Genomic DNA, 25,129 nt, shown 5'->3' with positions numbered 1-25,129 from the left:
GAGAGGCTCAGCCTCGCAGCGCACGGTAGGGGTCGTCCGCGGGCAGCCAGACGCCCTCGCGCCCCAACCCGAGATCACCGACGTCGCGGGCGATCGCCTCCGCGGCGGCGATGACGTCCGCCCGGACCTCGTCGGTGCGACGGACCAGCGACCACGTCCAGAGCGCCTCGGGATCGATCACCGGGCGCTGCACCAGATCCGGCGGCAGCGGCGTGGTCTGTCCCTTGGGCGAGTTGAGCACCGGCGTCGTGCACACCCGGACGTGGTCGAAGAACGCGGGCCCGGTGATGGCACCGTTGTGGATGCGTCGCACGACGGCGCCCGTGTCGCGGGCGAACTCCTCGGCGTAGACGTTCCACGACTGCCACGACGTGACGTCGTCGTCCACCAGCACCGCGATGTCCTTGGCCCGCACCGGACTCGTGTCCGTGCCGACCGCCACGGCGTAGAGCCGGTCCGCGCCGATCAGCCGCGCGGTGAGTCCCAACTGGGCGAGGTCGTCGTTGCGCACCCAGCACACGGCCAGGTCGAGGCTCCCGTCGGCGACCCGTGCGGCCTGTTGGTGCGACGGCACGACCCACGCGTCCACGTAGAGCTGCGCGACACCGGCCGTGCGTACGGAGAGGTCCGACGGCAGCCAGTTGACGTACCCGATCCGCACCGGCCGTGAGCCGGACAGCTGCCGTGCGTGCCGTTGCAGCTCCTCGGCCCGTTCGAGCAACGCCCGCACCTCGGGCACCAGTGCGGCGCCCGCGGCGGTGAGCGCGACCGTGCGCCGGTCACGAGCGAACAACGGAACGCCCAGATCGCGTTCGAGCGCCTTGATCTGCTGCGACAACGACGGCCCGGCAATCAGCAGACGGCTCGCGGCCCGGCCGAAGTGCAGCTCTTCGGCGACCGCGAGGAAGTACCGGAGTTGACGCAGTTCCACGTCCCGCATCCTAGGAGGCTGCGGCTCTCACAGCCGCGATCACAGCTCCAGCACCACCTTCACGTCACCGGGCCGGGTCTCGAACGCCTCCGCATAGGACTCCAGCGGAACCCGCCGAGTGATCATCGACTGCAACCAGGCGTCGTCCGCCCGGTCCAGCACGGCCGAGGCCTCCCGGTAGTGCCGCACGTTCGCGTTGACGGTTCCGAACACGATTCCGTTGTGCAGCACCAGATCCCGGTTCACCTGACCGAGATCCACCGGAACGACCTCAGTGGACGGCACCCCGGTCAGGCACACCAGGTCCCGCCCGAGCACCTGGGCGACCACCGACGGCGCCCCGGTCGCCTCGATCACGATCCGGTGGTCCGGCAGCGTCCGGTGATAGGTGGCGCCCAGCGACTCCACCAGCGCGGGCTTCGGTCCGTCCGCGGCCAGGTCGAACACGTGCACGTCGAGCCCGCGCTGTACCCCGATCAACGCCGCCAGCAGCCCGATCGGTCCCGCCCCGGTCACCAGCACGCTCTCGAACCCGAACAACGCCAGCCGGTCCAGCCGCTCCCACGCCTTGACCACCACCGAGGCCGGCTCCACGAGCACACCCGTCGAAGAGCTGACCCCGACGGCATACGCGGCCGGGACCGTCCACAACGTCGAGCCGTAGCCGTCGAGATCGGTGATCCCGCGCTCGGTGTACTGCCCGTTCAGGCACATGTCGAACTCACCGCGCGCACACGCCGGGCACGGCACCGGATCAGGCCGCCGGACGACTCCGGCGACGAGATCCCCCGGTGCGAACCCCGGCCCGCTGATCACCCGCCCCAGCGACTCGTGCCCGATCACCAGTCTTCGGCCGACGCCGAACTCACCGCGCACGATTTCCCGGTCCGTCCCGCAGATGCCGATCGCGAGCCCCTCCACCAGCAGCTCGTCCGGGCCGGGCTCAGGATCGGGCAGTTCGGACAACGTCAGGGACCCGGCTCGTGCAAGATCCACCGTCAGTGCGCGCATGAAGACCATTCTTGACACATCAACACGATCACGCTGAGTATGAGAGCGCTCTCACGAACAACCCTGTCTCAGTGAGGAGATAAGTCGATGCGCAAGCTCCTGCTGCTCGCGACATCGGCCCTGCTTGGGCTGACAACGATGTCTGCACCTGTACACGCGGCTCCACCGAACCTGCTCCCGTTGACCGTCACGAACAACTCGGGCCGCGGCGACGCCGTCCACCTGTACGTGTTCGGCGAGATGGGCGGCCGGCTCGGGTACGTCAACGCCAGTGGTCAGTTCACCCCCTGGTCCGGGGGCGGCAACCCGCCGACGCCGGCACCGGACGTGTCGATCCCCGGCCCCGGCAACGGCGGCAGCCGGACCCTGCAGATCCCGATCAACCTGGCCGGCGGCCGGCTCTACATGTCCTTCCGGGACAAGCTGAAGTTCTCCCTGGTGCCGAACGGCCTGGTGCAACCCGCGCCGTGGGCGCCGGGCGACCCGAACCGCGACATCCTGTTCGACTGGAGCGAGTTCACCTACAACGGCGGCGGGTTGTGGTTGAACAGCTCGCAGGTGGACATGTTCTCGGTCCCCCACGCGGTCGAGACGACCTCGCAGGCCGGTGCCACGAAGAAGACCGGCCAGCTGGTGTCCAACGGCCGCAACCGCGTCTTCGACCAGCACCAGCAGCTCGGCGGTGACTGGGCGCGGCTGATCCACACGCGAGGAGACGGCACCCGGCTGCGCGTGCTGAACCCGAGCAAGGGCCTCGACGCGGGCGTGTTCTCCGGCTCGTACTTCGCGAACTACGTCAGCAGCACCTGGTCGACGTACCAGAACACGCCGCTGACGGTGGTGCCGTACCGGAACGAGCCGAACCGCAAGTTCACCGGCCGCACCAGCGGCGGGGTCCTCAACTTCACCAACACGTCCGGCCAGCAGGTCGCGTCGTTCCAGCAGCCGTCCACCCGGGACGTGCTCAACTGCGACGGCCGGCTCGCGGCACCGAACAACGACGTCGGCGCGATCTCGCGGTCGCTGTGCGCCGCGCTCAACCGGTCGACGCTCGGCTTCCTGCACACGCAGCCGACGTACAACGCAAGCGAGTTCTACACCCGCGCGACCACGAACCACTTCTCGAAGATCGTGCACGCCAACATGGTGGACGGGAAGGCCTACGGGTTCGCCTTCGACGACGTCGGCGCGTTCGAGTCACTTGTCCACGAACCCAACCCGCGTTCGGCAAAAGTCACGCTAACCGCATTCTGATCCGAAACGTTCTTGCTTTTGATCGACTTTCACTCCACTGTGTGAGACGCCGTCGCCGCGGCTCTCACACAGTGGAGTCGTTGTGTGCGTACGGGTCCTGCTCGTGGAAGACGACGAGCGAATCCGGCAGGCCTTGAGCCTCGCCTTGTCCGATGAGGGTTTCACCGTTGACGAGGCGGTTTCGGGTGAAGAGGCATTTCGGCGTTTGGAGACGGAGCAGTTCGACGTGGTGCTGGTCGACCTGACGTTGCCCGGCATCGACGGCCTGGAGGTCGTGCGGACTCTCCGAGCACGCGGTGACCTGCCGATAATCGTGGTGACAGCGCGCACCGACGCCCGTGACATGATCGCCGGGCTGGAGGCCGGGGCGGACGACTACGTCACGAAACCGTTGATGGCCAGCGTTCTCGCCGCGCGCATCCGCGCGTTGTTGCGCCGGCGTGGCCCCGGTCGCGAAGCCGTTCGGATCGGCGATCTGGAAATCCGTCCGCAGGAAGGACTCGTACACCGTGCGGGTGAACGCGTTCACCTGACCAGAACGGAATTCCGGCTGCTGCTGGAACTCGCTGGTGCGGCTGGCCGAATCGTCACCAGGGAACAGTTGCTGCAAAAGGTTTGGGGATATGACTACTTTGGTGACACTCGGCTGCTCGACGTGCACATAAGGAGACTGCGCCGCAAGATCGAGGCGAACCCGGACGATCCGGCGTTGCTGCTCACCGTGCGCGGCACCGGGTATCGGATCCGCTCGTGAGACTCACCCTGCGCTGCCGGATCACCCTCTCGTTCGGCTTCGGCCTGCTGGTCGTCACGAGCGTGCTGGCGTTCGCGACCTGGAACCTCGCCTCCGGTTACATGCTGCGGCAACGGGAGGCGAGCGCGACCCGGCAGGCCGAGGTCAACGTGCGGCTGGTCGAGAAGTCGCTGTCCTCACCGGGCTTGGACGAGCTGCTGACCGGGCTCACCACCGGGCCGGACTCGTCGATCCTGGTGATCGGCCCGGACGGTCAGGTGAACGCGGGCCGCAAGGTCGAGGCGTCCCAGCTGCCCGCCGACCTCGTGGAACACCCGCCGGGCCGGTCGCGGATCACCGTGGCCGGGCTGCCCGTCATCGCCGTGACGCTCCCGGTGGCGGGCAACGCGGTCTACGTGGAGCTGTTCCCGTTGCAGCAACTGGATCGCACGTTCGGGTTCCTCGGCGCGGTGCTGATCGCCGGCACGATCGGGTCGGCACTGCTCGGCGCGGCGCTGGGCTCGTGGGCGTCGAAGCGGGCGCTGCGACCGTTGGCGGAGTTGAGTTCCGCCGCGGTGCGCATCGCCGGCGGTGATCTCCGGGCCCGGCTGCCCGATCAGGACGACCCCGATCTGGCCGCGCTGGCCGCGAAGTTCAACTCGACCGCGCACGCGCTGGAGCAGCGGGCGTTGCGGGACGCCCGGTTCGCCTCGGACATCTCGCACGAGCTGCGGTCGCCGTTGACGACGATGGTGAACGCGGGCGCGGTCCTGCGCCGCCGTCGCGAGCACCTGCCGGGGACCGCCGGGACCGCGCTGGAACTGCTGACCTCGGAGGTCGACAGGTTCGCGCGGATGGTGGTGGACCTGCTGGAGATCTCCCGCGCGGACCAGACCGATGATCCACCGCCGGAGGAGATCGCGCTGGACGCGTTGGTGCGCAACGTGATCGCGACCCGTGCCGGGGTTCCGCTTGCGCTCGAGCCCGCAGTCGTGCTCGGCGACCGGCGGCGGCTCGACCGGGTGCTGACCAACCTGCTGGACAACGCCGAGCGCCATGCGGGCGGGGCGGTGCTGGTGGCGGTGCGCGTTTCCGGCTCGCGGGTGCGGCTGGAGGTGGAGGACGCCGGGCCGGGGGTGCCCGAGCCGTTGCGGGAGCAGATCTTCGAACGGTTCGCGCGCGGCGTCATGGCGGGCAGCCGGGGTGACGACACGGGCAGCGGCTTGGGGCTGGCGCTGGTGCGCGAACACGTGCTGCGACTGGGCGGCCGGGTGTGGGTGGAGGATCGCTCGCCGCACGGCTCGCGGTTCGTCGTGGAGCTTACGGAGTTCTGACGGCCGACCGCTTCAGGGCGCTCGGAGCGGTGGATGGTCCTACGGTCGACGGATGCGAGTACTGATCACCGGCGGGGCCGGGTTCATCGGGTCGCACGTCGCGGACGAGCTGGCCGCACAGGGCCACGAGTGCGTCCTGCTCGACGCGTTGCTGCCCGAGGCACACGGCTCCGCTCCCCTGCTGACCCACGAACTCGTGGTCGGCGACGTCACTTCTCCCGAAGTCCTGCGGCCTCTTCTGTCCACTGTGGATGCAGTATGTCACCAGGCCGCGATGGTCGGCCACGGCGTGGATCCGTTCGACGCGCCTTCTTACGCGCGGCACAACGACCTCGGCACGGCGGTGTTGCTGGCCGAGATGTACCGGGCCGGCGTGTCCCGGCTGGTGCTGGCGTCCTCGATGGTCGTCTACGGCGAGGGGCGCTACCGCTGTCTGTCACACGGAATCGTGCGTGCCGAACGGTCTGCCGATGACCTCGCTCGTGGCGTGTACGAACCTCGCTGCTTCTGCGGCGACTTCGTCGTGTCCGAGCTGGTGCCTGAGGACGCTCCGCTGGAGCCTCGCAGCACTTACGCCGCAACGAAACTGGCTCAGGAACACCTCGCCGTGGCGTGGGCCCGGCAGACCGGCGGCAGCGTCTGGGCGTTGCGGTACCACAACGTCTACGGCCCGCGGATGCCGCGCGACACCCCGTACGCCGGTGTCGCGTCGATCTTCCGGTCGGCGCTGCGGAACGGCGTTCCCCCGAGCGTGATGGAGGACGGGCGGCAACGGCGCGACTTCGTGCACGTCACCGACGTGGCGCGGGCCAACGTGCTGGCCTTGTCCTCACCACGGCCTGGCTTCGAGGCGGTGAACGTCTGTTCCGGCTCACCGCACACGATCGGTGAGCTGGCCTTCGCCCTGGCCGAGGCGTGCGACGGTCCGACGCCCGCGATCGTGGGCGGGGCGCGGCCCGGCGACGTCCGGCACGTCGTCGCGTCGCCCGCGAAGGCGTTGGAGGTGCTGGGTTTCGAGGCTCAGGTGGGGTTCACCGAGGGCGTGCGGGAGTTCGCCTTCGCCGCGCAGCGGGAGCCGGTCACCAGTTCGTGAGCACGAGGTGGTTCACCGCCAGCGCCGTGACGGCCTGCGCGGTGAGCCACCTCCTCCGGTTGTCCAGTTTCGCCGTTCCGGCGAGCAACCAGATCGCGAACGACAACCAGATCCGTTCGGTCTCGGCCTTGCTCAGCCCCGACAGGTCGGCCGCCAGGATCGCAACCGCTGCTGCGATGACCCACTTGTCTCTCCGCAGACCCCGGATCCCGGCCGGGCCGATCACCAGCGCGAGCGCCGCGAGGTTCGCCCACACCCAGTACCAGTACGGCCGGGTGTCGCCGATGCCCTGGTAGTAGCGGAGTTTCACGAGCTCGTAGCCGTCGAGCCACCAGAAACCGGCGAGTGCGAACGCTCCCACCACGGCCAGCGCGCCCGCGAGCGCCCAGCCGACCTTTCTGCCGACGGCGACGAGTGCCAGCGGGGCGAGCAGGACGAGTCCGTACGACAAGAACAGGCACCAGCCCAGCACGACGCCACCCAGCAGCGGCCACCTGGTGAGCAGGTAGATCCCGACCGCCGCGACGCCCATGAACATGCCGTCCGCCGACACCCCGACCCACACCGCTCCGGGGAACAGCACCAGGAACGGCAGCACCGCGTTGTTCTTGATGGTCAGCGGGATGGCCACGACCGCGAGCGATCCGACCAGCACGCAGAAGATCGACGCCGCCGCTCCCCCGCCGAGCCCGATGCGGTCCAGCGCGACGAACGTGAGCAGCGCGCCCGGCGGGTGCCCGGAGACGTGCGTGGTCCACGAGTCCGGCTGGAAGTCCGGGATGCGCGCGGCGAATCCCTGCAGCATGGCCGGGATGTCGGTGATTCGAGGTACCTCGTGGAGGTACTCGTCCTCGGTCGTCAGCCTGGTGACGAACCGGCTCCAGCCGTCGATCATCGCCAGGCTGAAGGTGAACGCCGTTGCTGTCGCATAGGCGATCGGCAACGCGAACCGGTGCTGTGCGAGCTCCGGTCCCTTGGCGATGACGAGGAACGCGATGAGGATCGCTGCTGGTGTACCGGGGCCGAGGTGGGGCTGCCAGTCGCCGAAAAGGGGTGCCGCCGCGGCGAAGATGACGTGGGGATCGTTGGCGTTGACGACGACCCCGACGATGACGGCGGCAGCGACGAGCAGACCGGCGATGACTAGACGCACCGCGCCCAACCTAGGGCCTTCCGGCGGCGTCCGCCGACCACGCAAGACAACCGTAAGAACTCTTTCGTGCGTAACAATTCCTTAAGCACCACAAGACTTTCCGATGGTCCAGGGTGGACGCATGGATGTCGTGTTGCCCTGCCTGGACGAGGCCGCCGCACTGCCGGCCGTTCTCGCCACCCTGCCTCCCGGACACCGCGCGATAGTCGTGGACAACGGCTCGACCGACGGCTCTCCAGCGGTTGCTTCGGCCCACGGCGCGCTGGTCGTGCACGAGCCCCGCCGCGGCTACGGCGCCGCCGTGCACGCCGGCCTCCTGGCCGCTACCTCGGACCTCGTCGCCTTCGCCGACGCCGACGGCTCACTGGACCTCGCCGAACTGCCCGAAATGGCCGCCCTGCTCGCCGACGCCGACCTGGTGGTGGGCCGCCGGGTGCCTGTCTCGCCCGGCGTCTGGCCGTGGCACGCACGGGCGGGCAACGCCGTGATCTCCGGTTTGCTGCGCCGCCGTGGCCTGAACGTCCACGACATCGCACCCCTGCGGGTGTGTCGCCGGGAAGCCCTGCTGGCCCTGGACGTCCAGGACCGCGCGTTCGGCTATCCGCTCGAGCTGCTGGTGCGCGCTGCTTCGGCGGGTTGGCGGGTGCGCGAGGTCGACGTGACCTACGGCCCGCGCGCGGCCGGCACGCGTTCCAAGGTGTCCGGCTCGGTCCGCGGCACGCTGCGGGCGGCGCGGGACATGGCGGGGGTGCTGCGATGAGGTTCTGCCTGCTGATCATGGCCAAGTCACCCGTGCCCGGCCAGGTGAAAACCCGTCTCTGCCCGCCTCTTTCGCTGGAGGAAGCCGCCGACGTGGCAGCGGCCTCACTGCTCGACACCCTGGACGCCGCGCTCTCGACCCCCGGCGCCGTGCCCGTGGTCGCGCTGGCCGGGGTGGTGCGGCGCGAGGACGTGCGGGACGCCCTGGCCGAGTGCGTGGTGATCCCGCAGCGCGGTTGGACGTTCGCCGAACGCCTGGTGCACGCGCACGCCGACATCGCGCGGTTCGGGATGCCGGTGCTGCAGATCGGGATGGACACCCCGCAGGTGACACCCGCGCTGCTGGAGTCGTGCGCCGAGTTCGAGGAGGCGGCGCTCGGGTTCGCGCTCGACGGCGGCTGGTGGGCGCTCGGGCTGCGGGATCCCTCGCGCGCTTCGGTGCTGCGGGACGTGCCGATGTCCCGCGCGGACACGGGGACGCGGACGCTCGACGCGCTGCAGGGCCTGAAGGTGCGGACGCTGCCGATCCTGTCCGATGTGGACACGATGGTGGACGCCCGTGCGGTGGTGGCTCAAGCACCGCGCACCCGGTTCGCCACAGCTCTCGCCGACGTCGCGGCGGTGCCCCGATGATGTTCGACCAAGCCCTTCGTGGCAACCCGAGCTGGCTCGACCTGTCCGGTGCCACCCCGCGCGAGCTGAGTGTCGCCCGCTGGCAGGCCGACGCCGCCGGCGGCGACTCCGTCCTCCTCGACGCCTGCACCGGCCCCACCCTCGACGTCGGCTGCGGCCCCGGACGCCTGGTCGCCGCCCTCCTGGCCCGCAACGTCCAGGCTCTGGGCGTCGACGTCTCCCCGGAAGCCATCCGACGGACCACGGCCCGAGGCGGCATCGCACTGCGCCGCGACGTGTTCGACCCGCTGCCCGGCGAGGGACGCTGGCACCACGTGCTGCTCGCCGACGGCAACATCGGCATCGGCGGCGACCCGGCCGCACTCCTGCGCCGCGCACACCAGCTCCTCCGCCCCAGCGGAACCGTCGTCGTCGAGGTCGAGCAGCCGGGTTCCGGCCTGACCACCGGCCAGGCACGGGTGCGCACCGAAGGGACCGAGGGCCAGTGGTTCCCGTGGGCCTGGAGCGACGCGGAGTCCCTGAAAGCCGACGGGTTCTTCCTGCTCTGGCAACGAGAACGCGCCGGCCGCCGGTTCGCCTGCTGGGAGAGGCTGTGAAACCACCGACGTTCAAAGCCCCCGCCCACCACATCGGCGTGACCAGCCGGGTCGGCACGTGGCTCGGCATCACGTTCGGGCTGTGCTTCGTCACCGGACTGCTCAGCCACGGCGTGCAGCACGACTGGCCGTGGCCGACCCGTCCGGTCGACCTCTACCGGGTCACACAGGGGGTGCACGTGATCTCCGGGGTCGCGTCGATCCCGTTGCTGCTGGCCAAGTTGTGGAGCGTCTACCCGAAGCTGTTCGAACGCCCGCTCGTCCGGAACGTGCCGCACGCGCTGGAACGCGGCTCGATCCTCGTGCTGGTCGCGGCGTCGTTCTTCGAGCTGGTGACCGGGCTGTTCAACGCGGCCCAGAACTACCCGTGGTCGTTCTACTTCCCCACCGCCCACTACGCGGTCGCGTACCTCGCGATCGGCGCCCTGCTGATCCACATCGCGGTGAAGATCCCGGTCGTCCGACGCACCCTCGAACCACCGTCCGAAGAACGAACCGTCCTGTCCCGCCGGGCTTTCCTGCGCACGACCGCGTTGACGACGGGGGTCGCGATCGTCACCACGGCGGGCGTCACGGTCCCGTGGCTGCGCGACATCTCGGTGCTGGCCTGGCGGTCACCGGGAGCACTACCGGTCAACCGCACGGCGAAGGCCGCGAACATCGTGGTGCCACCGGACTGGCGTCTGAAAGCCGGACCGAAGAGCTACTCGTTGGAAGAACTCCAAGCCATGCCGCAGACCACCGTCGAACTGCCGATCGCGTGTGTCGAGGGCTGGAGCCAGAACGCGACCTGGACCGGTGTGAGAGTCGCCGATCTGGTCCACAAGGGCGACGTCAGGGTCGAGTCGCTGGAACGCGACGGCCTCTACCGGGCCACCACGCTGCCCGAAGCGTTCGCGCAGGACCCGCTCACCCTGCTGGCGTTGAAGCTCAACGGCGAGGAACTCACCCCCGACCACGGCTATCCGTGCCGGCTCATCGCACCGAACCGTCCGGGTGTGCTGCAGACGAAGTGGGTCACGTCGCTGGAGGTCCGATGAGAATCCTGCTCGGCATCGCCGGCGTGGGACTGACCGCGTGGGGCGCGTGGCTGCTGCTCCCCCAGATCACCGTCGAACTGCTGGCCTGGTTCGGCGGAGGCGTCCTCCTCCACGACCTCCTGATCGCTCCACTGGTCGGAGCGTCCGGGCTCGTCGTCACACGCGCGTCGATCGGCATCGGACTGGTCACCACGGGAATCGTGGCCCTCCTCGCGGTTCCGTTGCTGTGGCGGGAGCACAGCGGCCCGGTCAACCCAGGACTGCACGACCGCGACTACCCCACCGGAGTCGCGGTCGTGCTGGGCCTGATCTGGGCGGGCGTCGCCCTATACGAGGTCGCGGCGCACCTTCAGCAGCGTCGCCGTGCCGAGGAAGAACACCACGTACCCGACGAGGAACAACGCGGCAGTCGTGCCGCCCAGGTCGTTCAGCACGCCGGGCGCACCCGATCCGCCGACGGCACCGGCGAGGTTGCCGGCCGAACCACCGGGCAGCACCTTGGTCAGCGACTCGACCGGCCCGAGGAGGGCTCCCACGCCCCGCAACAGGTTCTCGGTCACGATCGCCCACATCAGCCCGAGCCCGACCGCCAGCGCGGGCCCCTTGGTGACGATGCCGAGGAACACCCCGAACCCCGTCCACATGGCGGCGATCAGCAGTGACGCGGCCAGCGGCTCCACGACAGCGGTACCCGGCAGGCTCCAGTCCCAGCCCTCCAGCGACGCCACCGTGATGGCCGCCCCCAGGTCGACCAGGAACGTCAACGCCACCAGGACGACCACGATGACGGCCAGCGCGCCCACCGTGCCGGCCATCGCCGAGACGCGCCGCGGACCGGCGGTCAGCGTCGTCTTCCAGGTGCCCCAGCCGTATCCGCTGCCGACCGCCAGCGCCGCCAGCACCAGGATGATCGCGCCACCGAACATCGGCAGCCCGCGCACGACCGCCGCGCCCACGTTCTCCGGCTGCATCGAGCTGATCAGCTGCTGCTGCGAGAGGTCACGCGTGTTGGTGCCGCCGTTCAGCGCGAGGTAGTTAAACAGGTAGCCGAACGTCAGCGACATCACCAGCCACACGCCGATCAGCACCCACGTCGCCGGCCACTTCCAGAGCCGCAGCAGCTCCGCCTTGACGCTGCCCATCACGCCACTCCCGTCATCTCGAAGAAGACCTCTTCCAACGTCCGGCGCAGCGGCCGAACTTCCCGCACGTCCACGTCGGCGTGCACCAGCGTCCGGATCAACGCCCCCGCGTCCGTCTCCCGCACGTGCAGCACATCGCCGCGCAACTCGCTGCCCTCGATCAGCACGTGTGCCTTCTCGATCGGATCCGCGCGAATCAGCAGCACGGTGTCGCCCCGCAACTGCTCGACCGTGCTCTCGGCGACCAACCTGCCCTGCGAGATCACGCCGACCCGGTCGCAGATCTCCTCGACCTCGCCGAGCAGGTGGCTCGACAGCAGCACGGTCTGCCCCTGCGCCGCCAGCGCCCGCACCAGGTCGCGCATGTCGGCCATGCCCGCCGGGTCGAGGCCGTTGGTCGGCTCGTCCAGGATCAGCAGCTCGGGCTGTCCGAGCAGGGCCGCGGCCACGCCGAGCCGTTGCTTCATGCCGAGCGAGTACCGGCGGAACTTCTCGTTGGCGGCGCCCACGAGGTCCACTTGCTCCAACGCGGCCTCGACGTGCGTCCTGTCGACTCCCCTGCGGTGAGCGTGCACGCGCAGGTTGTCGCGGCCGGACAGGTACGGGTAGAAACCCGGCCCTTCGATCAGCGACCCGACCTTGAGCAACGCCTTGGGGGTGCCCGGCGCCTCACCGAGGACCCGGGCTGAGCCACTGGTCGGCTGCACGAGCCCCAGCAGCATGCGGATCGTGGTCGTCTTGCCCGCGCCGTTGGGACCGAGGAACCCGTAGACCTCGCCCCGCCGCACGGACAGACTGACCTCGTCTACCACGGCGCGGTCGCCGTAGCGCTTCGTCAGCTTCTCCGTCGTCACGATCATGGCTCAACAGTGGTCCCGCGAGCGCTTCGGGTCGTCCGCTCCGGAGCGTCATGAAGATACGCACATCTGCGTACGTCCCCGGTCGTATGGTCAGCGGCATGCGGATCAAATGGCAGGACGTGGCGCTGACCGTGGCGCTGCTGTTCTTCGGACTCGCCGGGACGCGGTTCGCCGCACGCCTGCAGGGCGCGGAAGCCCTCGACGTCCTCGCCTACCTGCTCATCACGGTCGCGGCCGCGGGCCTGCTGCTCCGCTCGGTCCGTCCGCTGTGGACGGTCGCGATCACCACCGTCCCGATCGTGGTCTACCTGGCTTTCGGCTACCCGTTCGGCCCGATCCTGGTGAGCGGTGTCGCGGCGATGTACGCGGTGGCGACGTACGCGAGCATCGAACTGGCGGTCGGCTGCGCTCTGCTGTACGCGCTGGCGATCCTGCCGTGGTGGAACGACACGGTGACGTCGTGGATCACCTGGTCCGCGGGCTGGATCCTGCTGCCCGTCGCGGCCGGCGTGCTGATGAGGCTGCGCCGCCGGTCCGTTGTGGACGTACGGGAGCGCGCCGTGATCTCCGAACGGCTGCGGCTCGCCCAGGAGGTCCACGACGTCGTCGGCCACGGGCTTTCAGTGATCGCCATGCAGGCCGGGGTCGCGCTGTACGTGCTGGACAAGGATCCGGCGAAAGCGCGTGCCTCACTGGAGGCGATCCGCGACACGTCGAAGGAAGCGCTCGACGGACTTCGGTCCGAACTGGACACTCTGCGCGGATCGGCTCCTTTGACCCCAACGATCTCGCTGGCCGACATCCCGGCCTTGGCGACGCGGATGCGCGAGGCCGGACTCGAGGTGTCGGTCGACGTCGACGAGGTGGAGCTGCCCGACGCCCACCAGCTCGCCGTGTACCGGATCGTGCAGGAGTCGCTGACCAACGTCCTGCGCCACTCCTCCCCCGGCGTCACCGCGTCCGTGCGCGTCTACGCCGTGCACGACGAGCTCGTCGTGCACGTGACCGACACCGGCACGCCGAGCACGTTCACCGAGGGCCACGGCATCACCGGCATGCGCTCACGAGCCGAAGCTCTGGGCGGCACGCTGGAGGTCGACGGATCGCACGGCTTCGCGGTGATCGCCCGGATACCTTTGCCGTCTTGACTTCTCCCCCTCGTGAACGAGGGGGATTCCTACGGCTCGCGCCGGAGGTTTTTCTGCTTCGTCACCGACTGCCCGCCCGGAGTGTTCCGTTGAGGTCTTACACCGGCTCCACAGACTGTGACCGCCAGCCCGGCGGCCAGAATGTTGCGTGCCGCGTTCACGTCCCGGTCAAGGGTCGCGCCACAGCCACAGGTCCACGCGCGTACCTGCAGCGGCATCTCCGCCGCGAGCGCGCCGCAGACCGAGCACAGCTTGGACGACGGGAACCAGCGATCCACCGCGATCACTTCCCGCCCGAACCACCGTGCCTTGTACTCCAGCATCTGCCGGCACTGCCGCCAGCCCGCATCACCGATCGCGCGGGCCAGGCAGTGGTTGCCGACCATGTTCGACACGGCCAGATCCTCGATCACGAGCGTTTGGTTATCGCGCACGAGCCGAGTAGTGATCTTGTGCAGGTGGTCAGTACGCCGGTCGGCCATCCGTGCGTGCACACGGGCGACCTTGACGCGAGCTTTGTCCCGGTTGCTACTGCCCTTCTGCTTACGGCACAACGCCCGCTGCGCCTTGACCAGGCGTTCCCGGTCCCGCCGCTCGTGCCGTGGGTTGGCGATCTTCTCCCCGGTCGACAGCACCAGCAGGTGATCGAGACCGACATCGATCCCCACCACCGCATCCGTGACGGGCAACGGCGCCACGCTCGGATCCTCACACAGCAGCGACACGAACCAGCGCCCGGCCGCGTCCCGCGACACGGTAACCGTCGAGGGCGCCACCCCGTCCGGCAGGGACCGCGACCAGCGGATGTCCAGCGGCGCGGCCATCTTCGCCAATGTCAACGTGCCGTCCCGCCAGCGGAACGCCGACCGCGTGTACTCCGCCGAAGCACGCGATCTCTTCCGCGACTTGAACCGCGGAAACCGGGCGCGCTTAGCGAAGAAGTTGCCGAAGGCCGCCTGCAGATGCCGCAACCCCTGCTGCAACGGCACCGCCGACACCTCACCCAGGAACGCGAGTTCCTCGGTGCGCTTCCACGCGGTCAGCAACGCCGACGTGGCCTCGTAGTCGACCCGTTCCCCACGCTGCGTCCACGCCTCCGAGCGAGCCTGCAACGCCAGGTTGTACACCTTGCGGACACACCCGAACGTGCGCGACAGCTCCACAGCCTGCGCCTCGGTCGGATAGAAGCGGAACTTGAACGCCCGCTTCACCTGCCCACCCACATCACCATACTATCAGTCCACTGTGGACCCCAATGCAGCTGGGTGACAGACGCAGCTTCGCTCTGGCAACGAAACAACTACTCCTGCCTACCCTGCTCCGCAGGGCCCGATTCCTCCCCGTCCTGAAGGACAGGGTCTCCTCGGAGGACTTCAGATGATTCGCGTGGTGGTGGCCGACGACCAGCCGCTGGTCCGGATGGGACTGCGGACGTTGATCGAGACCGAGGACGGCGTCCAGCTCGCCGGCGAGGCCGCCGACGGTCGCGAGGCGCTGTCGCTGATCCAGTCGGTGAAGCCGGACGTGGTGTTCCTGGACATCCGCATGCCGCTGCTGGACGGCCTGGAAGTCCTGCGCCGGGTATCGGCCGACCCCGCGTGCGCCGAGGTGAAGATCGTCATGCTCACGACCTTCGACCTCGACGAGTACGTGTTCGAGGCGCTGCGCACGGGCGCGTCCGGGTTCCTCGTGAAGGACTCCGACCCCACCGACCTGCTGCGCGCCGTGCACGTGGTGGCCGACGGGGGTTCGCTGCTCTCGCCGTCCGTCACGCGCCGGGTGATCGACCGGTTCGCGTCCGGCGCGTCGGCCCGGCCCGTGCCGCACCTGGACAAGCTGACCGAACGCGAGCGGGAGATCATGCGGCACGTGGCGTCCGGCGCGTCCAACGACGAGATCGCGGCTCGGTTGGTGATCTCGCCCGCGACCGTGCGCACGCACGTGTCGCGGGCGATGGTGAAGCTGGGCGCACGCGATCGCGCCCAGCTCGTCGTGTTCGCCGTCCAGTCAGGCCTGACGTGACTCGAACGCGGCCTTGAGGCCCTGCGCGATCTCCGGCGGGATCGAGTCGTAGGCGCGCGGCGGCTGCGGGTCGTACTCGATGCCGACCTGCACCGCCTGCGCCACCATCTCTCCGAACTCGGCCTCGACCAGCCGCAACGCCATGTCGATGCCCGCCGACACGCCCGCGCCGCTCACGACCTTCCCGTCGAACACCACCCGATCTGTGGAAACCTCCACCCCACGAACCGACAGGTCCTCGCGCGCGGCCCAGTGCGTCGTCGCCTTCGAGACCAGCCCGGCCTCCGCGAGCAGCGTCGACCCGGTGCAGACCGAGGTCGTCCACTTCGTCGTCGGGTGCACCTCCCGCAGCCACTCGACGACGCCGCCGGAGTCCTTCAGCAACTCACGCCAGTGCCCGGACCCCGGCACCACGACGATGTCCGTCGACTTCAGCGACGCGAAGGTGTCGGTCGGCACCACCGAAAGCCCGTTGTCGGACTTCACCGGGTCCAAAGAAGCGGCGACGAACCGCGTCGAGACGATCGGCACCGAGCCGAGGACCTCGTACGGGCCGACGAAGTCCAGAGCGGTCATGTTCGGGTAGAGCACGAATGTGGCTTCCATCAGGCAACCCCAGTTGTCCGGAAACGGGCGCGGTAGCTGCCCGGCGACACGCCGAGCACGCGCAGGAAGGCCCGGCGCAGGGTCTCGGCCGAGCCGAAACCGCTGGAGCGGGCGACGACGTCCAACGAGTCACCGCTCGAAGCCAGCCGGTCGGCGGCGGCCTCCACGCGGGCTCGTTCGACGTAGACAGCGGGCGAGACGCCCACGTTGCGCGAGAAGACGCGGGCGAAGTGCCGCACGCTCATCATCGCCTTTCGTGCCATCACCGGCACCGTCCACTCACGGGTCGGGTCGGCGTGGATGTCGTCGAGCAACGCCCGCAGCGAGCCGTCCGACACCGGACGCGTGCGGGTGTGCACGCTGAACTGCGATTGGCCGCCCGACCGTTGCAGGAACACGACCAGGTACTGCGCGATCCGGCGGGCCACCGCGGGCCCGTGGTCCTGCTCGACCATGGCCAGCGACAGGTCGATGCCCGCCGTCACCCCTGCGGACGTGGACACCTGCCCGTCGCACACGAAGATCGCGTCCGGCTCCACCTCGACACCCCGGTTCTCCAGCTCACCGGTGAACGCCCAGTGCGTCGTGGCGCGCCGCCCTTCGAGCAGCCCCGCGCCGGCCAGCACCACGGCCCCCGTGCACACGCCCGCGACCCGCCGCGACTTCGCCGCGAGCCGCCGCAGGTTCGTCGTGAGCATCGGATCCGCCGCGGCCTCGTCGTACCCCCAGCCGCCGACCACGAGCAGCGTGTCGATCGGGCGGTCCAGCGTGCAGAGGTCCTCGCTCGCCTCGATCCGCACCCCCGCGGTCGCCGTGAACGGTTCTCCCCCGAGCGACGCGACCGTGACCTGGTACCTCGGTTCGCGGTGGTTCGCTGCCTGGAACACCTCGATCGGTCCCGCCAGATCCAGCAACGCGGTGCGGTCGTAACCGACCACCACTATTTCCCTCAGATTCCCCACACCTCCACTTTCCTCACGACAAGTGGGGGCGGCAACGCCATATCTCCCTCGCATTCGGCCAGCCCCGTAAACTGGTGCGCGATGCGCAGAGTCCTGCCCCTCGCGGCGATCAGCCTGCTCACGATCCTGTTGATCGTGAGCGACCACCCGTTCCCACCACCCTCCGAACCGGACCGCGAGACCAGAACCGCGGTCGTGGCGCTGGGCGACAGCACGATGTCCGGTGAGGGCGCCGGCGACTACGAGCCCGGCACGAACGGTGAGGCCGGCGGCAACTGGTGCCACCGCTCGCGCGAGGCGTCGATCATGAGAACCGTGTTCGAGGCCGACCAGAAGATCAACCTGGCCTGCTCGGGCGCGAACTCCGACAAGCTGCGCAACGAGCAGCTGCCCAAGCTGCGTCAGATCGCCGGGCAGAACAAGGTCGTCGCGATCGTCGTGGCCATCGGCGCGAACGACGACCCGCGCTTCGCCGAGGTCCTCAACAAGTGCTTCGAGGCGTGGGGCAAGCGCAGCGACTGCACGTCGTCGGTCGCCTCGGAGTGGTCCAAGCGCGTGCGGCGGATGGTCCCCAAGGTCGAGAACACGCTGCAGGCCATCCGCCAGACCATGCGCGACTCCAGCTACCTCGACTCGTCGTACCAGCTCGTCGTGCAGTCGTACGCGGCGCCGGTGTCACCGAAGATGCCGCGCTCGCTGCAGAACCTGTCCGGCTGCCCGCTGCGCACCACCGACCTGGATTGGGTCGTCGACGAAGCCGTGCCGGAGCTGTCGAACGGTCTGCGCACCGCGGCGGAGAAGGTCAACGCCCGGTTCCTCGACCTGTCCCGCGCCGGTGAGGGCCACGAGGCGTGCGTGGGCGGCTCCAGGACCGACGAGGAGTGGTTCACCAGGCTGACCGTCGAGTGGGACAGCTTGAAGGACGACAAACGCTCGTCGCACGCGTTGCAGGAGTCGTTCCACCCCAACGCGCGCGGTCACGAGCAGATCGGCCGGTGCCTCACCGAGTTCCTGGCGGCCGACAAGCGTGACGGCGCGTGCGTGCCGCGGCTGGACGGCTCGCTCGGCCTCACGACGGAGAGTTGACCCAGCGCTTCAGCTCTTCCCGCGGCCAACCGGGATCACCGTCGCGGGCGAAACTCGCCCACGCTCTGGCGATGTCGCCGCGGAACATGTCCGGGACGTCCGCGCCGTGATGTGCCGGGGTCCTGGCGTAGATCGACCGGAACGCCCGCCCGTGCTCGTCCGCGAACCGTGTGGTCGGCCGCTGGAACAGTTCGGGATCTTCGTCGGCGGTGTGGCACACCAGCAGATCGACGTCGTACGGGCCTTCCAGCGGTGATCGCGGCAGCGTGTCGCCGTCCACGATCGGCTGGTACAGCACGTCCAGCTCGGCCGCCCGCTGCACTTCGACGGCTTCGTCGGGGGTGAAGAACCGCCCGGCCAGGCTGTGCGCGATCGCCCGGTGGAACAGGCCGCGAGCCTCGGGCATCACCATCAGGCTCGCGACGGTCTGCGCCCCGGACGACTGGCCGGCGACCGTGACGTTGCCCGGATCTCCGCCGTAGCGGGCGATGTTGCGCTGAATCCACCTGAGCGCGGACACGACGTCCCGCAGGCCCCGGTTGTGCTGAAAGCCTTCCAGGGCACCGTATCCGTCGGCCGCGAGCCGGTAGTTGCAGCTCACGAACACCACCCCGAGGCTCGCGAGAAAATCACCCGCGTACTCCGGTTGTGCGGACGAGCCGACGGTGTTCGCCCCGCCGTGAATCCACAGGATGACCGGTCCGTCCATTGCGGACCAGACGTTCAACGTGTGCGCGTCGCCGAACGCGCCGGTCGGCTCGCCGTCGCAGTCCACCGGTGGGTGGAAGCGCAGCGGGCCGACCGGCGGTTCCGCGTACCTGATGCCCAGATGTGCGTTCAGGCCTGCACCGACACCTGGTGCGACACCGGCAGCACCCGCAGGTTCGCCGCCGCCCGCTCCAGCTTCGACAGCACGCTCGGCCGCATCCCGGCGATCTCCTGGTCCGCCGCCGGTCCGGCCATCTCCTGCAGCAGCACCTGCTGCGGGTGATCGCCCTCGGCCTCGGCCACCGCGAGCACCCGGAACGGCGTGCCCGGTGCGAAGATCACGCGTTCCTCGGTGGCCACGGCGACGCGGTCCGCCACCTCGACCCGGCGGCCGGTGACCGACCACAGCAGGAACTCGGTGGCGCCCTCGACGCGCTGGGCGGGGTTCGCGATGGCGTCCAGCAGGCCGTGCTCGACCAGGACGTCACCGCTGCGGAACCGACGCGGGCCGGTCGGGCCGCTCATGCCCCACACCGTCGCCACGCCGTAGTGCACCGGCAGGCGGTTCAGGCCCGAGACGATGCACGCGACGTACGGGCGCAACCGGCCGAGGCGGCCCATGCGCAGCGTGTCGACGACCATCTCCTCGTCCTGCGACACGCACGCGAGCAGCGCCGTCAGGTCGGTGACCATGGCCTCGAACGCGGTCGGGTCCTCCTCGGCGTCCGGACGCTGGGCGAGCAGGCGGCACACCGTCGCCGCGTGCACGCCGTAACGCTCGCCCAAGGCCCTGCGGACCGTGTCGCGTTCGGCGTCCGAACTGTCGTGGTCCGGCGGCACCGTCTCGCGCTCGCCGCTGCCGTCCGGCGGAGCCTCCCACGAGGCCAGCGGCTGCGGCGGCAGCGGACCGTCGACGCGGAACCGGACGGGAGCGGAGTCCGGGTCGTCCGACGGGAAGGCGGCCTCGTCCGGGTCGTCCAGCGCGTGTGACGCCACGGCCGGGCCGGGTTCGATGCCCGCGTAGGCGGGCCGTTCCGGTTCGGACTCGGCCGGGATGACGGGGGTGAAGAAGCCCGTGCCGTGGTCCTGGGGGTCACGCGCGGACATCGCGTGCGCGGCCGCGCTCAGCGCCGAGGCGATCTGCGCGGGGCTGCCGGTGAGCGCGTCGCTCGCCGCGGGAACGGACGCCGCGGGAACGGGTGCGGTGGGTGGCGGAGGCGGTGGGGGCGGCGACACCGTGGCGTCGCAGAACACGAGACGCAGCAGCTTGCGCACCTCGGGCTCAAGACGTTCCACGAGAGCAGCGCCGTGCACCGCGACCGCACCGGGCGTGGTGCGTCCAGGAGTGCCTACGGTCAGACGTGCCCACTCCGGGTCGACGGGCTGAGAACGCACCTCAGCCGCGTTGTACGGCTCGTCCTGCTCACGCACCCACAGACCTGAGGGCACGACCTCGAGCACAACGCCGTCGCCGAGCGCGAACACACCGGGCTCGACCTCGGAGAGGCCCGGCACCGGGGTCCGGTAGCCGGAGACCACCGGAACGGTCTCGTTCGGCGTGCACGTGACTTCGGTCACGAACGGCCGCCACGTCTGCTGCCCGCGCGGGTCGACCGCGATCACGGCGGGCCCGCCGGTGCGCAGGTTGCCGGTCGGCAGACCGGTGAACATCGCGATCGGCTCGCCGACCTGGTCCGCGACCAGCTGTCCGAGACCGGTGTCGATGCCGTACGGGACGAGCCGCACGCGCGACCGAGCCGCCTGGGGCAGCGCGGTCAGCAGGCGGACGACCTCTTCGGTCGGGATCGACGACTGGCCGGGCCCGCCGACGACGACGGTCAGCACGTTGTCGCGGCACGGCAGCGCCACGATCGGCCGCGAGTCCTGCGCGGACGGGTCGAACGGCGGCTGCTGCGCGCGCAACCACAGCCCGGACGGAATGGGTTCGGAGATGCCGATCTCGCCGGTCGGCCACGGCGAGTTCGGGTCCATCGCCTCCCACTGCGGCACCGGGAAGCGGCGCCCGTACGGCATCGGCGACGCGTTCGGCTGGAACCGCAGCCAGCTGCCGTAGCCCTGGGTGCCCACGACGAACGCGGCACCCGGCACCGTGGTCAGGACCCCGTCCGGGGCCACGACCTCGGCCTGGAGCTGCTCCGCGAGCCACTGCGCGGGCGCGGTCGGGCGCATCGTGCCCGCGTGCGACACCGCGAGCCGGATGGGCCCGCGGCCGCTGAGCGCGGACACGACGTGCGGCCAGAAAGTGCTCTGGTCACCGCTCGGGAAGTCGACCACGACCACGGTCCGGCCACGATCGACCGGAAGCGTGCGGGCGAGTCCCGAAGCCGCCTGGCTCGGGCCCTCAGGTGCGGAAACAACGAGCGTCGCCCCGACGAAACTCGCCGCGAACGGCGTTCGTTGGGGTTGTGGCTCCGGCTGCGGTACCGCTGCTGCCGGTGGCTGCTCGACGGGGTACAGATCCATGTCGAGGGCGGGGTTCGCGTACTGCTCCGAACTCTGAGCCGCGGTCTGGGTCTGTGTTTGCTGGTCGCCATGGGCGGCGGCACGTCGGCCCATCAAGCGCCTGATCACCTCCGTGCCATCCCGTTCACTCGCCCTTTCGGCTTAACCGGGCAACGGTGGTGCACGCTATCAAGACGCGGAGCACTCTTGTCACCCAGTCGGGTTATTTGGTCTCATCCGATCGATACCCACACGGCGCGTGCTCGTCCGCACACACCGTGAGGGCCGATGATTGCCGACGCGGAGTACGCCTTGCGTCCATCGCGGCCAAGTTCCCACGCAAGGAGCAAGTGGTCCACACCCAGTTCGACCGGCCGCTCCAGCTGGGCGACGAACGTGCCGAGGACGAACGCGGGACCGCCGTCCGGGGCGACTGGCTGGGCCGAAGGGCAGTCCAGCGCCGCCCAGACGATCTCCGGCAGCACGCTCGTGCCGTCGTTCGGCAGCAGGTCAGCAGGCCGCCACACGCCGGCCCACTCCTCGCGCCCGTCGAGCGGGCCGAGCAGCGCGGCGATGCCGTCCTCACGACCAGGTCCGCACCCGAAACACGTCGGGAACGGGTGCCGGTCGCGCCACGGCACCTTCGCGGCGGCCCTGCGGGCCTCGTCGAGCGTCGGAGCGGCCGGAACGTCGAGATCGAGCGTGGCAGGCTCGGCGGACGCGATCACGGTCTCCCCGTCGAGCAACTGGCCGTCGCGAACCTCCATCTCGCGGTCCAGCGGCACGGGCTTGCGCAAACGGACACTGACGGCACTGACGGCACTGACGGCACTGACGGCGCCGGCGTCGACGTGCGCGGCGAGCAGACCGGCCGAGTAGCCGCCGTTGCCCATCCCGGGTGGACCGTTGAACCGGCTCAGGACCTTCATGAGTCGCCCTCGGCTTCCAGGTAGACCCACTGGCCGTTCTCCCGGACGAACCTGCTCCGCTCGTGCACGACGCCCCCGACGTAGTGCGCCCGGAACTCCACGACACCCTCGCTGTGGAACATTCCGCCGTTCTCAGTTGCCAGTATTTCGAGCTTCAACCAGCGGTCGGTCGCGTCGATGCCCGCGCTCGAAGGGCGGTTCCTCGCGGCCCACGTGCGCAGCAGGTAGTCCTCATCGGACACGGCGAAAGCGCTGTAGCGCGAACGCATCAGCTGCTCGGCGGTGGCCGCGGTGCGGGCCCCGGAGTGCAGTGCACCACAACAGTCCACATAGGACTGACCGGTACCACAGGGGCACAGTTTGTTGTTCACGCACACATCATGCCTGGTGAACCCGTTAGAACCGATGCCGCACCCCGTACGTACACCCAGTCAAGACTGACTCGCGGGAGGCAGAGGAGACGGCAAGTGAGTGTCGAAAGCAGGACAGAGCTCGTACCGCTGCGCACGTGGTTCGGACTGCGCTGGCGCGGCTACGACCGCGACGAGGTGGACGACTACGTCGCCGAGCTGGAGGCCGAGCTGCGCCTGGTCACCGCGGACCGGGACGCTTCAGAAGCCCGGGCCGACGCGCTGGCCAGCAGGTTGATGTCGATTCAGGAGGAGAACGCGGCACTGCAGGACGGCCTGCACCGCATCTGCCTCACCCCGATCGACCTGAAGGGCCTGCCCGAACGGCTGGCCCGCATGGTCGCCCTGGCCGAGGAAGAGCGCCGTGACGTCGTCCGGGACGCGCAGCTCAAGGCGTTGATGATCGTCGGCGAGGCCGAGCAGCGCGCCAGGAAGCTCGATGAGGAGGCCGCGGACAAGCGCGAGGAGATTCGCGAGGACTTCCGGCTCGCCATGTCGGCGCGCCGAGCCGAGGCCATGCGCGCCCTCGCGGAACTGCGCAACGTGGCCCTCGACGAGGCCGAGCGCATCATCGCGGAGGCGAAAGTGGAAAGCGCCAGAGTCGACTAGAAACTCGGCGGCCGGACCGGGACATCCAAAGAGTCCCGATCCGGCCTGCGACGCGCGCTGCGCACGGACAGCATCACTATGCGCAGCACCGAATCCAGGCCCTCACGACACATGCGACCGTCCTATCACCGCTGATCCACGCCATCCGGCCGGATCTTGACGTCCGTCGACTGTCCACAGTGGTCTTGATTCCATAGATGTGAAATGTTTTCATCCATTCATGGACCTGGGGACTTTCACACCGATCACGGCTTATCTCGTTGCCTGTCTGGGATCCGCGCTGGGACTTCTGTCCAGTGAACGCGCGCGGAACGCGACCGGCGCGTCACGCAACTGGTGGCTGACGGTGGCCGCGGTGTCGATCGGCGGCCTCGGCATCTGGGCCATGCACTTCACCGCGATGCTCGGCACGTGGATGGGCGCGACCGTCGCCTACGACATCCCCATCACGTTGCTGAGCATGATCGTCGCCATCGTGGTCGTCGGCATCGGCCTGCTCCTGGCCCTGCGGCAACGCGACGAGCGCCTCTGGCCGCTCGTGGCCGGCGGTCTGGTCACCGGCCTCGGTGTCGCCGCGATGCACTACACCGGCATGGCGGCGATCGAGATCGGTGCCGACGTCGGCTACGACATGGCGATCGTGGCGCTGTCCGTCGTGATCGCCGTGGTGGCCGCGACCGCCGCGCTGTGGTTCACGAGGAAGGTCAGCGGCCCGCTCGCCGTGCTGGGTGCCTCCCTGGTGATGGGACTGGCCGTCACCGGCATGCACTACACCGGCATGTCCGCCATGAGCATGGCCCACGACCACAGCGCCCCCGTGGTCATCAGCAACTCCGAGGACCTGATCACGTCCCTGATCATCGGCGGCGCCGGCTTCAGCGTGCTGATCGTCTTCCTGCTCGCCCTCACCTCGTCCGACGAGGAAGGCAGCGAGGACGCCGAACTGCTCGACCGAGTTCTCCGTCGCACGGAATCGGGCCGCTGACGAAACCCGCGCCACTCCTACGCCGATCGGCCGTCGCCGCGGCACAGGCACGTGATTTAAGTTGCTGGATGTGGCCGGGCAGGGGGAACCTCACTTACCGCGTGTGCTGACACCGAGCGTCGCCGTCGTGGTCGGCTTCGTCCTGCTGGTCGGAAACCCGTGGCTGTACCGGGACATCTTCATCGTGCTGTCCGACATCGAGACCTCCGGCCGGTTCGTCACCGTGCTGATGTCCTACCCGCGCTGGCACGTGGACGTCGATCAGGTCGGCCCGTTCCTGTTCTGGTTCGGGAACCTGCGGACCGTGCTGTTCGTGGCGTTCGCGATCGCGGGGCTGCTCAAGGTGCCGCGCTGGCTGGGTGAGCGGACGGGCGGCGCGGGTCTGTTCGTCACCACTCTGGGACTGACGACGCTCAGCGCGGTGGGCGCCGGGCTGATCTCCTCGGTGGTGGCGATGGTGCTGCTGAACGACGAATCGGCTCTCGAGTACTTCTACACCGACGAGCCGGAAGTGTTCTTGCTGAGCCAATTCGGCGCGTCTGCCTCGTTCGGGGTGCTGTTCGGCCTGGTGCTCGGCATCGTCGAGGTCATGCGGCGCCGGACTCCCACCGGCAGGGAACGCCGGGTCAACGCACCGAAGTCGTTCTGGTGAAGAGGGATCG

Annotated in this window: 26 protein-coding genes; 14 read left to right on the top strand and 12 right to left on the bottom strand. The window is 69.4% G+C overall.

Annotation, left to right across the window (positions count from 1 at the left end):
- Positions 1-7 precede the first annotated feature (7 nt).
- Entirely contained in the window at positions 8-940 is a 933-nt protein-coding gene (locus G7043_RS13920) for a LysR family transcriptional regulator (RefSeq protein ID WP_207311136.1), read from the bottom strand.
- Between the two features lie 30 nt (positions 941-970).
- Positions 971-1,942: an alcohol dehydrogenase catalytic domain-containing protein gene (locus G7043_RS13915; RefSeq protein ID WP_166046024.1), complete on the bottom strand. Its 972-nt coding sequence runs from the start codon at positions 1,940-1,942 to the stop codon at positions 971-973.
- An 87-nt stretch (positions 1,943-2,029) separates the two neighbouring features.
- Between G7043_RS13915 and G7043_RS13910 the strand changes: the two genes are divergently transcribed.
- The 4 genes from G7043_RS13910 to G7043_RS13895 all read left to right on the top strand — a co-directional run bounded on the left by G7043_RS13910 (position 2,030) and on the right by G7043_RS13895 (position 6,356).
- Positions 2,030-3,196 carry a beta-1,3-glucanase family protein gene (locus tag G7043_RS13910; RefSeq protein WP_166046023.1) on the top strand — a complete coding sequence of 389 codons (1,167 nt, stop codon included), beginning with the start codon at positions 2,030-2,032 and terminating at the stop codon, positions 3,194-3,196.
- Positions 3,197-3,278: 82 nt separating this feature from the next.
- Positions 3,279-3,950 (top strand): response regulator transcription factor, encoded by a 672-nt coding sequence (locus G7043_RS13905; RefSeq protein ID WP_166046022.1) that lies wholly within the window; start codon positions 3,279-3,281, stop codon positions 3,948-3,950.
- Positions 3,947-5,263, top strand: coding sequence for a HAMP domain-containing sensor histidine kinase (locus tag G7043_RS13900; protein ID WP_166046021.1), 1,317 nt, complete (start codon positions 3,947-3,949; stop codon positions 5,261-5,263). Before G7043_RS13905 ends, G7043_RS13900 begins: the two co-directional genes overlap by 4 nt.
- Before the next feature lie 52 nt (positions 5,264-5,315).
- Positions 5,316-6,356, top strand: coding sequence for an NAD-dependent epimerase/dehydratase family protein (locus G7043_RS13895; RefSeq protein WP_166046020.1), 1,041 nt, complete (start codon positions 5,316-5,318; stop codon positions 6,354-6,356).
- Here the strand turns inward: G7043_RS13895 and G7043_RS13890 are convergent.
- Complete coding sequence (locus G7043_RS13890) at positions 6,343-7,509, bottom strand: hypothetical protein (RefSeq protein ID WP_313887860.1); 1,167 nt, start codon at positions 7,507-7,509, stop codon at positions 6,343-6,345. The two genes, G7043_RS13895 and G7043_RS13890, sit on opposite strands and share 14 nt — an antisense overlap.
- Before the next feature lie 121 nt (positions 7,510-7,630).
- On the opposite strand from G7043_RS13890, the gene G7043_RS13885 reads away from it, so the two are divergent.
- Genes G7043_RS13885 through G7043_RS13870 form a run of 4 tightly spaced genes read left to right on the top strand, consistent with a single transcriptional unit; the run spans position 7,631 to position 10,537 of the window.
- Complete coding sequence (locus tag G7043_RS13885; protein ID WP_166046018.1) at positions 7,631-8,269, top strand: glycosyltransferase family 2 protein; 639 nt, start codon at positions 7,631-7,633, stop codon at positions 8,267-8,269.
- The gene (locus tag G7043_RS13880; RefSeq protein ID WP_166046017.1) at positions 8,266-8,901 is read left to right on the top strand and encodes a TIGR04282 family arsenosugar biosynthesis glycosyltransferase; all 636 of its coding nucleotides are present in this window, start codon (positions 8,266-8,268) and stop codon (positions 8,899-8,901) included. Before G7043_RS13885 ends, G7043_RS13880 begins: the two co-directional genes overlap by 4 nt.
- Positions 8,898-9,497 carry a class I SAM-dependent methyltransferase gene (locus tag G7043_RS13875; RefSeq protein WP_166046016.1) on the top strand — a complete coding sequence of 200 codons (600 nt, stop codon included), beginning with the start codon at positions 8,898-8,900 and terminating at the stop codon, positions 9,495-9,497. The genes G7043_RS13880 and G7043_RS13875 overlap by 4 nt, the downstream gene beginning before the upstream one ends.
- Positions 9,494-10,537 carry a molybdopterin-dependent oxidoreductase gene (locus G7043_RS13870; protein WP_313887859.1) on the top strand — a complete coding sequence of 348 codons (1,044 nt, stop codon included), beginning with the start codon at positions 9,494-9,496 and terminating at the stop codon, positions 10,535-10,537. The genes G7043_RS13875 and G7043_RS13870 overlap by 4 nt, the downstream gene beginning before the upstream one ends.
- Positions 10,538-10,863: 326 nt before the next feature.
- Here the strand turns inward: G7043_RS13870 and G7043_RS13865 are convergent, their stop codons facing one another.
- A complete protein-coding gene (locus G7043_RS13865; protein ID WP_166046015.1) occupies positions 10,864-11,679 on the bottom strand; it encodes an ABC transporter permease subunit in 816 nt (271 codons plus the stop codon).
- Positions 11,679-12,539 (bottom strand): ABC transporter ATP-binding protein, encoded by an 861-nt coding sequence (locus tag G7043_RS13860; protein ID WP_166046014.1) that lies wholly within the window; start codon positions 12,537-12,539, stop codon positions 11,679-11,681. The genes G7043_RS13865 and G7043_RS13860 overlap by 1 nt, the downstream gene beginning before the upstream one ends.
- Positions 12,540-12,637: 98 nt before the next feature.
- Between G7043_RS13860 and G7043_RS13855 the strand changes: the two genes are divergently transcribed.
- Positions 12,638-13,687, top strand: a complete 1,050-nt coding sequence (locus G7043_RS13855; protein ID WP_166046013.1) for a sensor histidine kinase — start codon at positions 12,638-12,640, stop codon at positions 13,685-13,687.
- Positions 13,688-13,716: 29 nt separating this feature from the next.
- Here G7043_RS13855 and G7043_RS13850 read toward each other — a convergent pair whose 3' ends face one another.
- Positions 13,717-14,898: an RNA-guided endonuclease InsQ/TnpB family protein gene (locus tag G7043_RS13850; RefSeq protein WP_313887858.1), complete on the bottom strand. Its 1,182-nt coding sequence runs from the start codon at positions 14,896-14,898 to the stop codon at positions 13,717-13,719.
- A 166-nt stretch (positions 14,899-15,064) separates the two neighbouring features.
- Here G7043_RS13850 and G7043_RS13845 point away from each other — a divergent pair, with 166 nt between their 5' ends.
- Positions 15,065-15,709 (top strand): response regulator, encoded by a 645-nt coding sequence (locus G7043_RS13845; RefSeq protein WP_166046011.1) that lies wholly within the window; start codon positions 15,065-15,067, stop codon positions 15,707-15,709.
- Here G7043_RS13845 and G7043_RS13840 read toward each other — a convergent pair.
- Together G7043_RS13840 and G7043_RS13835 are read right to left on the bottom strand one after the other, a co-directional pair.
- A complete protein-coding gene (locus G7043_RS13840; RefSeq protein ID WP_166046010.1) occupies positions 15,695-16,315 on the bottom strand; it encodes a DJ-1/PfpI family protein in 621 nt (206 codons plus the stop codon). The genes G7043_RS13845 and G7043_RS13840 overlap by 15 nt on opposite strands.
- A complete protein-coding gene (locus G7043_RS13835; protein ID WP_313887857.1) occupies positions 16,315-17,277 on the bottom strand; it encodes a GlxA family transcriptional regulator in 963 nt (320 codons plus the stop codon). Before G7043_RS13835 ends, G7043_RS13840 begins: the two co-directional genes overlap by 1 nt.
- Before the next feature lie 81 nt (positions 17,278-17,358).
- On the opposite strand from G7043_RS13835, the gene G7043_RS13830 reads away from it, so the two are divergent.
- The gene (locus G7043_RS13830; RefSeq protein WP_166046008.1) at positions 17,359-18,363 is read left to right on the top strand and encodes a GDSL-type esterase/lipase family protein; all 1,005 of its coding nucleotides are present in this window, start codon (positions 17,359-17,361) and stop codon (positions 18,361-18,363) included.
- Here the strand turns inward: G7043_RS13830 and G7043_RS13825 are convergent.
- From G7043_RS13825 to G7043_RS13810, 4 genes are all read right to left on the bottom strand, one after another.
- Positions 18,347-19,138 (bottom strand): carboxylesterase family protein, encoded by a 792-nt coding sequence (locus G7043_RS13825; protein ID WP_313887856.1) that lies wholly within the window; start codon positions 19,136-19,138, stop codon positions 18,347-18,349. The two genes, G7043_RS13830 and G7043_RS13825, sit on opposite strands and share 17 nt — an antisense overlap.
- A 62-nt stretch (positions 19,139-19,200) precedes the next feature.
- Positions 19,201-21,648 (bottom strand): hypothetical protein, encoded by a 2,448-nt coding sequence (locus tag G7043_RS48280; protein ID WP_242642244.1) that lies wholly within the window; start codon positions 21,646-21,648, stop codon positions 19,201-19,203.
- 119 nt (positions 21,649-21,767) lie between these two features.
- Entirely contained in the window at positions 21,768-22,463 is a 696-nt protein-coding gene (locus tag G7043_RS13815; RefSeq protein WP_166046006.1) for a hypothetical protein, read from the bottom strand.
- Complete coding sequence (locus tag G7043_RS13810) at positions 22,460-22,840, bottom strand: YchJ family protein (protein ID WP_390827114.1); 381 nt, start codon at positions 22,838-22,840, stop codon at positions 22,460-22,462. The genes G7043_RS13815 and G7043_RS13810 overlap by 4 nt, the downstream gene beginning before the upstream one ends.
- A 90-nt stretch (positions 22,841-22,930) precedes the next feature.
- Between G7043_RS13810 and G7043_RS13805 the strand changes: the two genes are divergently transcribed.
- The 3 genes from G7043_RS13805 (at position 22,931) to G7043_RS13795 (ending at position 25,119) form a co-directional block, all read left to right on the top strand.
- Positions 22,931-23,482: a DivIVA domain-containing protein gene (locus G7043_RS13805; RefSeq protein WP_166046005.1), complete on the top strand. Its 552-nt coding sequence runs from the start codon at positions 22,931-22,933 to the stop codon at positions 23,480-23,482.
- Positions 23,483-23,702: 220 nt separating this feature from the next.
- Positions 23,703-24,467 (top strand): MHYT domain-containing protein, encoded by a 765-nt coding sequence (locus G7043_RS13800; protein WP_166046004.1) that lies wholly within the window; start codon positions 23,703-23,705, stop codon positions 24,465-24,467.
- 103 nt (positions 24,468-24,570) lie between these two features.
- Positions 24,571-25,119: a hypothetical protein gene (locus G7043_RS13795; RefSeq protein ID WP_166046003.1), complete on the top strand. Its 549-nt coding sequence runs from the start codon at positions 24,571-24,573 to the stop codon at positions 25,117-25,119.
- The last annotated feature ends 10 nt before the right edge of the window (positions 25,120-25,129 follow it).

The organism is Lentzea alba (genome assembly GCF_011067745.1).
GTDB lineage: Bacteria > Actinomycetota > Actinomycetes > Mycobacteriales > Pseudonocardiaceae > Lentzea > Lentzea alba.
Note: the sequence above shows the minus strand (reverse complement) of the source record. Positions and strands in the feature narration are given on the sequence as shown.